Source organism: Butyrivibrio sp. YAB3001 (assembly GCF_900112195.1).
Lineage (GTDB): Bacteria > Bacillota > Clostridia > Lachnospirales > Lachnospiraceae > Butyrivibrio.
Window position 1 is genome coordinate 754,794 of sequence record NZ_FOKR01000002.1, and the last position, 14,111, is coordinate 768,904.

A 14,111-nucleotide genomic window follows, 5' to 3' on the forward strand; every position below is an offset into this window, starting at 1 on the left:
ATCTGCGCATTTTTATCTGAACAGTACAAATGTCTTCATTCTTCCGTAATCATTTTTACAGGCTCAAGTTTCTTAATCCTTCGTCCCATAAATGCTGCCGTGGAGAGCGCTACAGTGCAGATAATGATCGATGTAAGGATATATGAAAAAGGATCTACAGCAAAATTTGTTTTCTTAAAACCAAATATCTTCATAGTGATAACCAAAAGCTCATTGCCAAGAAAAGGAGATGCCAAGAGCCCCAGGGTAACACCTATAAGGATTGCCGGCATATTTGACAGCATAACCTGAATGATAAGCTGACGTGAAGTAAATCCAAGCGCTTTACTTACGCCCAAATTGCGCCACTGCTTATTGATGTTGGTACGAACTATAAGAGACTCAACAAATGCTACGATCAGGATGGTAAGAAATGCGATCAAATACGCAAAGGCATTTATACTGCTTTTCACAAGACCTATAGTCTGATTCATTGCCTCAGAATAATCTGATACGGTAATTTCCGGAAAAGCATCCTTGAACTCTTTCTCAAATTCTGCAAAGGAAACTCCCTCTTTTAAATTTATGCAGACATTCATTGAATCAGGCAGTGCTGTTGCCTTAGACAAACCTTCAGTAGTCATAAATGCCATATATCCCATACTATTCATAGTCTGACAAATGCCACATACTATATAATCTTCATCTGCCATATCATTTTTTACAGTGACCACATCACCCATCTCTACTTCAAGGCTTTTTGCTGCATTTGTCGCAAGCATTACTTCATTTGGATACATAGGCCAGCGCCCTTCAATAACAGCTCCACCGATGATAGTTGATGAATCCGAAACTGCCCTTGTGGAAAGAGCCTGCTTTTTCTTTTTATTGGAATAATTGACGCTGATCCATATCTCTCTTCGTGTATTATCAACAGTTCTCATTCCGGCCACTGTCTTTTCCATAGCTTCACTTCCGTAGAAATAAGCATCATACACATCAAAACCACCCATTTCAAGGACGCCTGCTTCGCTTCCATAAGTATCCATAAGCCCAAATGCAACTATGGAAGATATTGACAAGATCATCATGATAAAAATAATTCCAAGCTGATTCTTAAACTTTCCAAAAGTATCTTTGAGCGCAAGAGTTACAGGAATTGAAAAGTGCGTTTTATCAAAAGAGAAATAGTTCTTTTTGTAATTGTGTGTATTTATCCCACCTTTAAGAGCAGATAAAACACTTACCTTGCTGTACTGTCTTCCAAGAACCACCGTCAAAAGTCCTACCAGTATGCATATACTTATAAAAACAACAAATCCAATAGCAAAATTGACCGGCTGATTCCACTCAAGTCCCAGTGTTATAAGCATTATCACAGCTATTTTGTCTATAAGAAGCGCTCCGGCAAGTATTCCTGTGATTGCCCCAATCCCCGAAACCAAAAGGAGCTGGAAAAGAAGTATCAGCACAAGTTCACGCACTGTATAGCCGGAAGCTTCCATGATGGCTGTGTTTTTCATATTTGTCATAATATAGTTTTTTACGCTGAAATTTATTATGACTATAGCTATTATCCAGATGATCACTGCAAAAAGAAATGTCAGCGCCACAAAAATAAAAGGCAGTACCATTGAGGCTGTTTTCATGAGCTCGGCTGGAATAAAATTCACGCTGGAATCAGAGCCCGCATGAGTCTTTATGTACTCGCCAAGCCAGTTCATCACCTCATCTTTAATCTCATCTGAAATCGTAGTCACGTCGGTATGTTTCTTTTTAGCCGTATCTGTCAGCTGAGTTTTTAAATATCTGCAGTCTGAAATTGTCATTGGATTATCAAATCGGATTTTTTCATAGAGGCTGTCAGATACATACACTTTGTAGGTTCCCAAATTCATCGGAGAACAAAATACATTATCCTCGTTGAAAGCCGCAACTTTAAGATCATACATATTATCGCCAATTTTAAGCTGAAGTATTGATCCTATATCAAAGGTAGTACTCAGGGAAATCGGGATTATGGCATCGTTCCCGGAAAGACCTGTTGCATCTGTACTAAGTGTCTGAATTGTGCAATCTTCCTCATAGCTGCTTAGATAAAACTGATACTCGATAAAGTTTTTATTTCCTTTAAGCCTGTACTTGGCGCCACATCCTAAATAGCTCTGTTCTTCATAATTCTTTAGATAAACATTACCCCTTATCGCTTCTTCAACCCTTGAAATAAGTGCCTCGTTATTATCCACAAGAACCATAAGATCTGCGGCATTTATCTTTTCACAATTAGTATCAATTACCTTCCCCGTATCCACAAGAAATGACGCGCAGATAAAGATAAAAAGTGCAGAGAGCGCGGAAAGGATAAAGAAGGTGATCATATCACCTTTTTGCTTTTTTATGTTATTCTTTGCTATAAAGAAAAATCTATACACGGTATTTCCCTCTCAAAACTAATGATATAACGGTCAAAAATGATGTAACAGACTGTTCCGCCCAATGCGTTGCCACAATCCTACGTAATATTCGAAAAATCATTCATCACCTGATTACCAGCCCATATCCTGCAAAAAGTTTTTAAGGCGCTGATGGCGCTTTTTGGCTTCCTCCAAATGCGGATTAGTCTTATCCATATAATCTCCAACATAAGGTCCGAGCTCTATTTCATCACTAATTATCCCGTCAGAAAGATAGATTATCCTGTTACCTCTTTCTGCTGCCTTAATTGTATGCGTTACCATGACAATGCTCTGGCCCTCATCATTTAAGCTCGAAAGAATATTAAGAACATTATCAGTATTCTGCGAATTAAGAGCCCCTGTGGGCTCATCTGCAAAAAGAACCTCAGGGCTGTTTATAACACCTCTTACCACAGCAATTCTCTGCTGCTGCCCTCCTGAGAGCTGAGTAGGAAATTTCCTGTAATCATTTTCTTCTATCTCCACATTGTGAAGCAGCATTTTGGCTTTTTGAGCAAGAGCTTTTCTATCGTTGTGCTTTAAAAGTCCACATACCATTACGTTGTCAAGCGCGCTCATACTGTCATTTAGGTAGTTTTGCTGAAAAACAAAACCTACATGGTCTCTTCTGAATGCCGCAAGCTTATCATTATTAAAAGTTGAGATCTCTGTTTCAGTGTCTTTTCCCTCATCAAAATACGTTATGGTTCCCATGCTGGGTCTGTCCATTCCGGAAAGTGCATATAAAAGCGTACTCTTCCCCGAACCGGAATTTCCCATGATGACAGTGAAATCACCTTTATATATTGATAGATTCAGATTTTTTAACACATGCTGCTGAACTGAACCATTTGAAAATGTCTTGGAAAGATCCTTTACATCCAAAAGTTTACTTTTTGCTGATAACATTATTTATTCACCTTTACTCCCATTCCGTCAGTTAATTCCTGAGATTCTTTCCATACCACAAGACTTCCTTCTGAAAGTCCTTCTTTTATCTCAACCATATCTTCATTTCTGCTTCCGCACTCAACAAATTCTTTTACGGCTTTTCCATCTTCAGCAACAAAAACATAGCTTCCTTCTTCATCTTCACTGAGCGCTTCAAGCGGAATGCGAATTACTTCCGAAAGATCTGAAGTATGGATCTTTGACTTTGCCTCAAGGCCAAGGATTATATCTTCACCGGGCACATCCAGTGCTATCTCGACGCCAATTCCTGTGCCTGTCCCTGAATCTTTTGTCATTCTCTCAATTCTTGTAACTTTCCCCTGATAGTCCTTCTTTTTTATATTAACTGTAGCTGTCTGACCAACCTCGATATTCACTATATCATATTTATTTACGCTGCTTATGATGATTATATCTGCTGTTGATTTAAGTGTAAAAAGCTTTGTTCCTCTGCTGACGCTGCTTCCTTCAATTACATTTACTTCTGTTACGATACCTTCAAAATCAGCTCTTATTCCCTCTTTTGCCTCATTGTAATCAGCTATCTTCTCTTCATTTGAAATATCGTTTGCTTCTTTCACAGCTTCAAGCTGCTCTTTTGCACCTTCTGTCATCAGATTCATCACAGTGCTTGCCTTCTGACTGGTCATTTCAGCCTTGTATTCCTTAAGATCTGCAAGCTGCACATTAAGGCTGTTAAGCTCCTGCTCCATGCTCACGATGTCATCTGCATATTGCTGCTCATAGGCATTTGTCTGCACCAGCTTCTGGAGATTTTCATACTCCTCAGAATCAGGCTTATCCGCCCAATCTATAAGTGATACCTGGAGTTTTGCACCAAAATCTGCAAGAGAAGCTCTTCTCTCTGCAAGGCTGCTCTGAATTCTTGTGATAGCTTCCTGAGTATCTGTGATCTGCTGATCTAAAACAGCAAGATTTTTCTTTGCTTCACTGTATAATCCAGCATTTCTATTGCCTGTCTGTATGGAATTGTTATAGCTTCCAAGGTCTGCCTTTGCCTCAAGATTTGTCATAGTTTCCATTCTTTCAAGGTCTTCCTGGTCATAAGAGATGATGATATCACCCTTTTTGACAAAATCGCCTTCCTTGATATGGATATTACCGATCCTTGCATCTATGTCTGCGTAGTAAACCTTATCTCTTCCACTTTCCACAGTTCCGTTAACTTCAATATCGCTCTCAAGGCTCCCTTTGTCTGCAGTATAAGCATTTACTGACATTGCTGCATTTGTGCTTACTGAATAACCTGTAATGGCAAGAGCTGCAATTAAAGCTGATGATATGATAACCATTATTTTTTTGTTTTTGACAAATCTTATCATTTTCCAGTCCCTCTTTTTTGTGCTTAAGTTCCGTTTCTGATAATACTTTACAGCGAAGGGCCGGATAAGTCTTAACCTGTCTCTTGCCAAATTCTTAACTGTTTCTTAACTGATTAATTAAGAAACTAAGAATAAACTATTCTATAAAAAGAGCCTGCTCAGAATTATCCGAACAGGCTCCACATACCTTAAAAAGAAGTTATCACTCCCGGTTTACATTCAATATGCTTTTTATCGACCTCTATCCACACGCTCATAGCACTTGGATTATAGGCAAAATCAGCATTTACAGATACCTGCAGTCTGTCTGCAGCATCAAGATAATCAACAATCTCTATATTTGTCGCATACCAGATATCATCTTTTCCGCCCATTTTTTTAGCAAAATCTTCAATCACATTCCAGTTATTATCAATCTCAAATTCATAACTGTGTCCCCACACATACATCATATAAAGATACTGTGTTTTGTGAAGATTAAGGAAATCCTCTGATAACTTTAATAGAGATTCACTTTTGTGACTGCATGTAGGATTCCATCTCAGATAATCCTCCGGCATTCCAAAGCCCAATGTAGAAAAAACAGTCCTTGCGTGCCTGATTCCGCAGGCTTTTAAAGCATCAACAACATTGTCGCTAAAAGAGCCGTTGGGATAAGCCAGACCTCTGACAGTTACGCCCAGCGCCTCCTCAAGCTTTCTTCTGTCCTCAATAACCTGCAAAACCATCTGTTCCTTTGGACATCTTGCAATTGTAGGGTGCATTACTGTATGGCAGGCAACTTCATGCCCTTTGTAGAGCTCTTTATACTCAGAAAGAGGAATCCTCTCCTCATAAGGCTTTGAGAATTCTTTACACTCAAGCCCTGAATTTACATTAAAAGTACCCTTAAGCCCATATTCATTAAAAAGCGCAACAAGCCTTCTGTCCGCTATCTTTCCGTCATCGTAGCTAAGTGTCAGTACTTTATGCTTTCCACCCGGAAAAGTTGTATAAACATTCCTTAAATTCATATTCATCCCTCAACATAGTTCTCATGTAAACACTGATTTATCAGCATTTTCTCAGCTTAATTTTTCAATTTCATCAATAATGCTTCCGATATAGTCAATAGTATCCAAAAGCGCATGGTCAGTTGTAACATCAACTCCGGCCATTTTTGCAAACCCAATCGGATCAACTGTGCTTCCTGCTGCAAGAGTCTTTTTCCAATCATCCACTGCGCTCTGACCTTCATTTCTGATTCTTTTCATAACCTGAGTTGCAATCGTAAGGCTTGCGCTGTAGCTGTATGAATACAATCCCATATAATAGTGAGGCTGACGCATCCAGGTAAGCTCACAGCCCTCTGTAAGCTCCACAGCATCTCCCCAGAATTTCTCAAGCACTCCGCGATAAATCTCATTAAGAGTTTCAGCAGGAACTGCCTCTCCCTTATCCACAAGCTTATAGACTTCTCTCTGATATGCAGCTTCAAGAAGATGTGTAACAAAATTGTGGTAGTAGGTATTTGAAATCTGCGCAGCAAGCACCCATCTTCGGAAGCGCTTGTCATCTTTATTCTTTTCTTTAAGATATTCAGCCATCAATAGCTCGTTAATGGTAGAGGGAGCCTCTACAACATAATTGGAAACCCTTGTATCAAACTGGCTCTGTGCTCTGTTGCAGGCGTAAAAATGTCCTGCATGTCCAAGTTCATGTGCAAGAGTAAAGACATCGCTCATGCGCTCATTCCATGATAAAAGAATGAAGGATGGCTTGCCATATGGGCTTGCGCAAAAACCACCTGTAGATTTTCCAATATTCTGTGCAAAATCAATCCAGTGGTCTCTGTAAGCCTCTTTTAACATCTCTCCATATTCCGGCCCCATAATAGACAGACCGTCAATAATATAGTCCTTAGACTGCTCTATTGTAACCTTTGGGTCATATTCAGGATCCAGTGTTATCTTAAGGTCCGCATAAGTCATCTTCTCAAGATTATTTGCCTTCTGAAGGAGCTTAGCATATTTGCGCATATGTGGAGCCAGCTTCTCCATAATAAGGTCAATCTGTCTGTCATACATTTCGCGGGTTACTTTCTGATTAAAAAGAAGATAATCAATTACACTGTCAAAATGTCTTAATTCAGAAAGTCTTTTTTCCGTTCTCACATGAGTGCCATATTCAGCGGCTGTTGTATACATATAATCATGAAGCTTGCCATAAAAAGCCTTGAATGCAGCTCGTCTTACTTCTGTATCCTTGATATACTCATAATTTTCCTCAAAAAGAGTGTAACTTAGAGGGTGAGACTGTCCCTCAGCTTCAAAATCAGGAAAGCTCATATCCGCAAGCTTTGTCTGCTCATACATCTCGTAAGGCGCACTAAAAGTCTCAGACAATGCTCCCAGAGCCTGCTCTGTTTCAGGACTTAATCTATGTGGCTTGTATTTCAGAATATCTTCAAGATACACTTTAGCATTTGTAGATTTTTCTATTGCTTCTGCAAGCACTTCCTCGGATGCATCTGCTATTTCACTTTCGATAAAAGAAAGATCGCTTAAAATCTTAATATATGTATTTGTAACAACAGCATTGATCTTCTTATTCTCTGCATCTGTGTAATCAACAGAAACATTGAGCGATGTATAGGAACTGATCTGATCGATCATTATATAAAGCTTTTCATACTTCACAAGACAATCACAAATAGCGCCTGCATTTGAAAGCTTCCCCTTGTAATTATCAATAATCTCATTTGCAAGAGCCTTGCATTCATCCAGTGCTTTGAGCATTTCCTCTTTTGTCTTAAATATAAGTGTTGTATCCCACTTTAATTCATTAGGTATTTCGTTTCTTCTTTTTACTGCTTCTGCCATTTCTGCCTCCGTTCTTTATCGTTTCTATTCACTTTATTGCAGTTCATTCTGATAATTAATTTGCACATTCACTCCAATTAGGCTTCATAGATGTAAGCACTTACTACTGTACCTATTTATCTATTACTCATTTTTGTAACTCACTGCCTGATTATCACTGATAATTTATCATAAACAAGCGCGCCAATAAGTCCAATTACTACACCGCTGAAAATACCGGTCACCCATAACACAGGCAAGTACCACGCGATAGCCTTAGTTCCAAGAACTATCATTGCAGTAATTATCTGCCCTATATTATGTGTTATTCCTCCTGCAGCGCTGACTCCGATCGTACTGAATTTCTTAGTTCTTTTTAAAAAGATCATCATGATCGTGCTAAGCATTCCACCTACGATTGAAAATGCAAAACTCATTGCATTTCCAAACAAAATTGCCACGATGATTATCCTGACTATATTGATAAACATAGCACTTTTATCATCAAAAAGATAAAGCACCATGAGCACAACCAGATTTGTAAGTCCTAGTTTCATGCCGGGAATTGCAACAAATGCGGGAATCTGCATTTCTATATAGCTTAGAATAAATGCCAGTGCTATAAAAACGCCATATAATGAAATCTTCTTTGTTCTCATACTCAAGTTTTCTCAGGACGATAATGTATCGTACTCTTCCTGATCAGGCTTTCCCCCTTTAATTTCAATAACAACACGATTTGGAAGACAAATGATCGACTGTCCGGCATCTTTTATCTGCCCCATGTGCATACACAGATGATCCGGGCAGCTGGCATCCGACATATAGGCTATGCCATCTTTTATCACGAGAACATTTCTCCCACCTTCGTATCCTTTTATCTCATATTCCACATCCTTATCCAAGGGAAAAGATGCAACTTCTTTACTATCAACACTGACAACCACAGTCTTACCCTGCTTTCGTGTCATAAATAAAGCCCCTGCAATCAGTATCGCGCCAACCAGCAATACTCCAATCAATATAAGATCGTTTTTATTAATTATCTTCTTCATATGTAAATCCACTTTATAATGTAAATATCGTTCTACTCATCATGTACAAAGAACATTCCTATTTGCACATGCTTAATAATTATACATTATTGTTCAATTAACATCTAGGATGAAATTAGCAATGAGTAACAGATAAGATACCAACTGCATATATGGTAAAAATGTAGAAAAATCAGTTCTCGGGCGAAAAATAAAAAAGCCAGAAAGGAAATCAATCCCTCTGGCTTAATTTTTTGACATAAATTCTAAAACATTTTTTACTTTGTTGCCTCAAGCTTCTTATTTTCTTTTAAGTAAAGCCTAAAGCTATCAATCGCACGAGGTGGCGCAAGCTTAGTGAGCTCATAGCTATTAGTTTCATAATTCGCCTTATACCACTTCTTATTAGTTTTCCAATACATTGCTTCACTATAAGACTTCATTATCTTGTACCTCCTTCTCTTGTGATTTGAATACATCTATTTACATATTTATCGGCAAATTCATTACCTGCTTTACCATAATAACCAGAAAAAGCTTCAGAAATTATCTCTCTTCCATCTTCTAATTCAGTAGAATAAAGAGATAACTCATCTGTAAGATATTCAAGAACTTGGATTTCACGATTCATCTTCAAAACATCTTTAGCTATCTCCATAGGTTTTAACCTGTATATGTTTGCAACTACATGTCCAACTTCGTGCTTGATCACTGAATGCCAATCAGTATTACTAACGAAACGTCTCTCCGCAACACCTTCAATATAATCCGCATTAAGAATATTCAAATCTGAATAGTATACCGCATTCAAATGAATTATATGTCTATTCTTCGTAGTTGCGAAATCTGTCCCCATATCATAATCAAGATTTAATTCTATGGCAGTCTTTCCAGATATAATAAGTGGAAAGTCCTTTGCTATTACAACAATGTCATCAATTACTTGCTTAATTACTTCTATGTCTCCTACAAAATCTTTAAAACCAGAAATAAAAACATGATTCTTTTCCGCATACAAAGCAAGTTCAGAATAAACTTCTTTAGAAATTGGAGTTCCATATTTTTCAATCTGGCTTTTATAGCTAGACATTTTTTGCATGTTACTTGCCATCTTTACTCTCCCAACTGAACTGATAGGAGAAGACCAATTTGGAACATGCTCCTTACCAAAACTTTCTTATGTATCCATATTATATCACATAACATCTCATTTATCTTTATCTCACTCAGATTGATTTTCCGTTTTGTATCGGGAAAAGAGTTATTGTTCACTCGCATGCGCTCACTCATGAATCATTTTCTGTCTGAACGGTAACGCCGCCGTTCATTAGGCAAAGCTTTAGAAATGTGCAGTTCTCGGACGAGCAGGATGATTTTCAAAATGAAAAATACAAGGGTGGCCGAGTGCTTCGAACAGCGCTGAGATGAGGCCACCCTTGTATTATGAATTTTAGAAAATCACCGCGCAGACGAACACAAGCATTTCTAAACTTTGCCTAAAAAACGGCCATACAGCCATCCCACAAAAAGTACCGGCGAATTAGTATCCCTAATTGCACCGGTACGTTTATGTTGATTCTTATACAGCCTTAATTGCTTTCTTCGGGCACTTCTCTACGCAGGTTCCGCAGTGAGTGCACTTTTCCTGATCTATGTGCGCCACATTGTTTTCTACTGTAATTGCCCCTGCAGGACAATTCTTTTCACAAATATGGCAGGCAATACAACCAACTTTGCAATAGCCATTGACCAGTTTTCCCATATCCTGAGACTTACAGGTCACAGCCTCTTTTGCCTCGTAAGGAATAAGGTCAATCAGATGACGAGGACAGATATCTATGCACTTGCCACATGCTTTACATTCTTCCTTATCAACTACTGCAACACCGTTAACAACATGGATTGCATCAAACTGGCAAACAGATACGCAGCTGCCGCCTCCAAGACAACCATACGAGCAGGTCTTGGAACCGCCACCGGGAGCCTGAGTCTGCAAACGACAATCAGGCGCTCCGTTGTACTCGTACTGCTGCTGTGCCTTCTCGCAATCACCTGCACAGTGTACGTATGCAACCATCCTTGTTGATTCTCCTGCCTCTACTCCCATTATGCCGGAAATAGTTGCTGCAACAGGTGCTCCTCCTACAGGACATTGATTGACCGCAGCCTCACCTTTTGCAATTGCTGCTGCACATCCTGAACACCCGGGATATCCACATCCGCCACAGTTATTCCCGGGAAGAGCTTCTAATATAGCGGCTTCTTTTTCATCTACATCAACATGCAACTTCATGTCTGCAATGCCAAGGATTATACCGATTACAATCCCGACTCCTGCTACGACACAGGTCGCAATGATTATTCCACTAATCATCTCTAATCTCCTTTTTTATTTAATCCGTGCCATCTACTTACCCCGTAATATACGGAATTACTCCACTTCGTTCCCGTAATTCCTACATACATTCGGAATCCGGACTTTTCGTCCTACTTCCTCATGTATGTTCGGTCTTCAAGGTCAAATTACATTGCATGCAAGCATGCAGTAATCTGACTTTGAAGACCTATATCACTCACTTAAGGGCTGAGAACCCTGTAAATGCGATAGCCATAAGCCCGGATGTAAGAAGTACAAGCGGCATTCCCTTGAAAGGTGCAGGTATGTCGTTGTACTCCATCTTCTCTCGAAGACCTGCCAGAATAACAATAGCAATTGTGAATCCCACTGCTGTTGAGAAACCACAAACAACACTCTCAAGAATAGTGTATCCATCTGTGACATTGTTAAGAGCAACACCAAGAACTGCGCAGTTTGTTGTTATAAGCGGAAGGTATACACCAAGTGCCTGATATAAAGATACGATGTACTTCTTTAATATCATTTCAACGAACTGAACCAGCATTGCTATTACAAGGATAAATACTATTGTCTTAAGGTAAGAAAGATCTAGTGGATCAAGGATAAATTTATAAATTATGCTACATACCAGTGATGCAAGCGTAATTACAAATATACATGCACCGCCCATTCCAAGCGCAGTATCTGTCTTTTTTGATACTCCAAGGAAAGGACAAAGGCCAAGGAACTGGCTAAGTACGACGTTACTTACCAATGAGGCCGTTATCATAAGTGATACAAGACTTAAAATTGTTTCCATAATTATTCAGCCCCCTTTCCTTTTTTCTCAGCTCTGATCTTGTCAGCTGCTGCTTCCTCAGCTGAGCTGCAGCAGCCCTGCTGGAACTTGGAAGTATCTTTTCCCTTGGCTGCCATATTGGCCTTGATCTTATTCATTATGGCAATTAGGAATGCAAGTACAAAGAACGCTCCTGCCTGCTGAATGAAAATGCTGATTGGCTGATATCCTGAAAGGAATGCTCCCACAGGTCCCGGAACAACGGTTCCTTCGCCAAGAATCTGCACATCAAAAGCTGTTCCGCCACCGATAAATTCACGAATAAGACCAATAACTGTGATTGCGCAGGTAAAACCAATACCCATTCCTATTCCATCAAAAAACGATGGAACAATTCCATGCTTGCTGGCATATGCTTCTGCTCTTCCGAAGATGATACAGTTAACAACGATAAGAGGAATATATACTCCAAGAGCATTGTTAAGTGCAGGCACATAAGCCTTCATAAGAAGCTCAACCAAAGTAACGAAAGATGCAATAACTACTATAAAAGACGGAATTCTTACAGTTGAAGGAATTGTCTTTCTAAGAGCTGAAATAACTGCATTACTAAGTGCCAGAACAAAAGTAGTGGCAAGTCCCATTCCAAGACCATTAATTGCTGAAGAAGTAACAGCCAGAGTAGGACACATACCGATCATTAGAACAAGAGTGGGGTTTTCAGCAACAAGTCCGTTAAAAAATCGTTCAGCCGGAGTATCCTGCTTAAAGCCCAAAGCTCCTTTTTTAGCTTCTGTGCTCATCACTGACCTCCTTTCAAAGCATTGTCAAAATATGTAACTGCTGCATTTACGCCCTCTGTAACAGCTCTGGATGTGATTGTTGCGCCGGAGATAGCTTCTATCTGGCTGCTTGCATCTGATAACTGTCCATTTTTAACTACTTCAAATAATGAAGCTACCTTATCGACAAACTGTGGAACAAGCACTTTCTCAGCATTCATTCCAAGTCCGGGTGTCTCAGCAATCTTGATGATTGAAATACCATTTACATTTCCATCGTTGGTTATTCCAACAGTGTACTGAATAAAGTCGCCATATCCTTTTGACTTAACCTGAATAACATAACCAAGTAAATTTCCTGAAGCATCAAGTGCATTTTTTACACTCTCTATAGTTACCCCCGGATGAGCCGCTATAGCTTCAGTAACCTTACTTTCATCAATTGTCCCGTCTTCAAAAGTCTGCGCAGAAGCAAAAACTGACTGATTTGCCTTATCCTGTGCAAGTTTTTCCTGATATGCTATAGGTTCTTTTGTAACCTGATAAACAAGTCCCAAAAGCACGCCTGCAACTAACGTTATAGCAAAAAGAATAAGGGCGTTTTTTATCATGCTCTTTGTATCGTTCATGCTTTTTTCGCCTCCTTCTTTGCCGTTTTCTTTATTCCAAAGGCTCTCGGAATTGTAAACTTCTCAATAAGCGGTACAAGAAGATTACTGATTACAATCGCAAAAGATACTCCCTCTGCATTTGCTCCAAATACTCGGAATATTCCTGTCAAAAGACCTAGCAGTAATCCGAAGATAAATCTTCCCCTTGTAGTGATCGGACAAGTTACATAGTCAGTAGCCATGAAGAATGCGCCAAGCATAAGTCCGCCACCGGCCACATGAGCTGAAATGTATGACCAGTTAAATCCATATCCGCCAAAGAATGCTACAAACAGAGCAAAAGTAATAATATAGGTAAATGGGATAACGTAATCAATAACACCAACTGCAAAAAGAATCATCGCACCGATTGCTATGCAGAGCATTGATGTCTCACCAATCGTACCTGCAGTTTTACCAATGAGCATATCCATTACATTGACCTCTACGCCATTCTTTAAGTTAGCAAGAGGTGTAGCGCCTGTATAGGTATCTGTAACAAAATTTGTCATTAGCGCCGGGAAAGAAATTACCAGAAAGCATCTTCCGCCCAATGCAGGGTTCATAAAGTTCTGACCAAGACCGCCAAACAACTGCTTGACCATGATGATGGCAAAAACACCGCCCAAGATTGGAATCCACCACGGTACTGTTGATGGAAGGTTTAACGCCAGAAGAAGTCCGGTTACAACTGCTGACAGATCCTTGATAGTTACCGGCTTATGAAGTGCTTTTTCATAAAGGAATTCTGAAAGCACACATGAAGCCACAGAAAGTAAAATTATTATCAATGCGTCAATGCCAAAATTGTAAATACCAAAACCGGTAGTGGGCAAAAGAGCTATTATTACCCACATCATAATGTTAGATGTAGTGGTCTTGGATCTTACATGTGGATTGGACGACACTCTTTTTAGTTCACTCATTCTAAGCTAATCC

14 protein-coding genes are annotated in these 14,111 nt (G+C 39.4%); all 14 read right to left on the reverse strand.

The genetic code is table 11. The annotated features are described in order from the left end of the window. Positions 1-35 precede the first annotated feature (35 nt). The 14 genes from BM086_RS03060 to BM086_RS03120 all read right to left on the reverse strand — a co-directional run bounded on the left by BM086_RS03060 (position 36) and on the right by BM086_RS03120 (position 14,098). Entirely contained in the window at positions 36-2,411 is a 2,376-nt protein-coding gene (locus BM086_RS03060; protein ID WP_092323192.1) for an ABC transporter permease, read from the reverse strand. 114 nt (positions 2,412-2,525) lie between these two features. Continuing rightward, positions 2,526-3,344 carry an ABC transporter ATP-binding protein gene (locus BM086_RS03065; RefSeq protein WP_092323195.1) on the reverse strand — a complete coding sequence of 273 codons (819 nt, stop codon included), beginning with the start codon at positions 3,342-3,344 and terminating at the stop codon, positions 2,526-2,528. Continuing rightward, complete coding sequence (locus BM086_RS03070) at positions 3,344-4,729, reverse strand: efflux RND transporter periplasmic adaptor subunit (protein WP_092323198.1); 1,386 nt, start codon at positions 4,727-4,729, stop codon at positions 3,344-3,346. The genes BM086_RS03065 and BM086_RS03070 overlap by 1 nt, the downstream gene beginning before the upstream one ends. A 188-nt stretch (positions 4,730-4,917) precedes the next feature. After that, positions 4,918-5,742: a polysaccharide deacetylase family protein gene (locus tag BM086_RS03075; protein ID WP_330391493.1), complete on the reverse strand. Its 825-nt coding sequence runs from the start codon at positions 5,740-5,742 to the stop codon at positions 4,918-4,920. A 51-nt stretch (positions 5,743-5,793) separates the two neighbouring features. Beyond that, positions 5,794-7,590: an oligoendopeptidase F gene (gene pepF / locus BM086_RS03080; protein ID WP_092323204.1), complete on the reverse strand. Its 1,797-nt coding sequence runs from the start codon at positions 7,588-7,590 to the stop codon at positions 5,794-5,796. A 140-nt stretch (positions 7,591-7,730) separates the two neighbouring features. Further along, entirely contained in the window at positions 7,731-8,228 is a 498-nt protein-coding gene (locus BM086_RS03085) for a Gx transporter family protein (protein WP_092323207.1), read from the reverse strand. A 12-nt stretch (positions 8,229-8,240) separates the two neighbouring features. Further along, complete coding sequence (locus BM086_RS03090) at positions 8,241-8,624, reverse strand: NusG domain II-containing protein (protein WP_092323210.1); 384 nt, start codon at positions 8,622-8,624, stop codon at positions 8,241-8,243. A 257-nt stretch (positions 8,625-8,881) separates the two neighbouring features. Beyond that, positions 8,882-9,046, reverse strand: coding sequence for a hypothetical protein (locus BM086_RS20730; RefSeq protein WP_175560074.1), 165 nt, complete (start codon positions 9,044-9,046; stop codon positions 8,882-8,884). Further along, positions 9,046-9,714, reverse strand: a complete 669-nt coding sequence (locus BM086_RS03095; RefSeq protein ID WP_092323213.1) for a hypothetical protein — start codon at positions 9,712-9,714, stop codon at positions 9,046-9,048. The genes BM086_RS20730 and BM086_RS03095 overlap by 1 nt, the downstream gene beginning before the upstream one ends. Before the next feature lie 468 nt (positions 9,715-10,182). Then, positions 10,183-10,977 (reverse strand): RnfABCDGE type electron transport complex subunit B, encoded by a 795-nt coding sequence (locus BM086_RS03100; protein WP_092323217.1) that lies wholly within the window; start codon positions 10,975-10,977, stop codon positions 10,183-10,185. A 199-nt stretch (positions 10,978-11,176) separates the two neighbouring features. After that, entirely contained in the window at positions 11,177-11,761 is a 585-nt protein-coding gene (locus BM086_RS03105; protein WP_092323220.1) for an electron transport complex protein RnfA, read from the reverse strand. Positions 11,762-11,763: 2 nt separating this feature from the next. Continuing rightward, a complete protein-coding gene (gene rsxE / locus BM086_RS03110; RefSeq protein WP_092323223.1) occupies positions 11,764-12,543 on the reverse strand; it encodes an electron transport complex subunit RsxE in 780 nt (259 codons plus the stop codon). Next, on the reverse strand, positions 12,543-13,151 hold the full coding sequence (locus BM086_RS03115; protein ID WP_092323226.1) for an RnfABCDGE type electron transport complex subunit G: 609 nt from the start codon (positions 13,149-13,151) through the stop codon (positions 12,543-12,545). Before BM086_RS03115 ends, rsxE begins: the two co-directional genes overlap by 1 nt. Beyond that, positions 13,148-14,098, reverse strand: a complete 951-nt coding sequence (locus BM086_RS03120) for an RnfABCDGE type electron transport complex subunit D (protein ID WP_092323229.1) — start codon at positions 14,096-14,098, stop codon at positions 13,148-13,150. The genes BM086_RS03115 and BM086_RS03120 overlap by 4 nt, the downstream gene beginning before the upstream one ends. Positions 14,099-14,111: the final 13 nt, after the last annotated feature.

Bases quoted from the DNA above. Each gene is read 5' to 3' on its own strand.
- BM086_RS03065 (WP_092323195.1), bottom strand. From the start codon at position 3,344: ATGTTATCAGCAAAAAGTAAACTTTTGGATGTAAAGGATCTTTCCAAG.
- BM086_RS03070 (WP_092323198.1), bottom strand. From the start codon at position 4,729: ATGATAAGATTTGTCAAAAACAAAAAAATAATGGTTATCATATCATCA.
- BM086_RS03075 (WP_330391493.1), bottom strand. From the start codon at position 5,742: ATGAATTTAAGGAATGTTTATACAACTTTTCCGGGTGGAAAGCATAAA.
- pepF (WP_092323204.1), bottom strand. From the start codon at position 7,590: ATGGCAGAAGCAGTAAAAAGAAGAAACGAAATACCTAATGAATTAAAG.
- BM086_RS03085 (WP_092323207.1), bottom strand. From the start codon at position 8,228: ATGAGAACAAAGAAGATTTCATTATATGGCGTTTTTATAGCACTGGCA.
- BM086_RS03090 (WP_092323210.1), bottom strand. From the start codon at position 8,624: ATGAAGAAGATAATTAATAAAAACGATCTTATATTGATTGGAGTATTG.
- BM086_RS20730 (WP_175560074.1), bottom strand. From the start codon at position 9,046: ATGAAGTCTTATAGTGAAGCAATGTATTGGAAAACTAATAAGAAGTGG.
- BM086_RS03095 (WP_092323213.1), bottom strand. From the start codon at position 9,714: ATGGCAAGTAACATGCAAAAAATGTCTAGCTATAAAAGCCAGATTGAA.
- BM086_RS03100 (WP_092323217.1), bottom strand. From the start codon at position 10,977: ATGATTAGTGGAATAATCATTGCGACCTGTGTCGTAGCAGGAGTCGGG.
- BM086_RS03105 (WP_092323220.1), bottom strand. From the start codon at position 11,761: ATGGAAACAATTTTAAGTCTTGTATCACTTATGATAACGGCCTCATTG.
- rsxE (WP_092323223.1), bottom strand. From the start codon at position 12,543: ATGAGCACAGAAGCTAAAAAAGGAGCTTTGGGCTTTAAGCAGGATACT.
- BM086_RS03115 (WP_092323226.1), bottom strand. From the start codon at position 13,151: ATGAACGATACAAAGAGCATGATAAAAAACGCCCTTATTCTTTTTGCT.
- BM086_RS03120 (WP_092323229.1), bottom strand. From the start codon at position 14,098: ATGAGTGAACTAAAAAGAGTGTCGTCCAATCCACATGTAAGATCCAAG.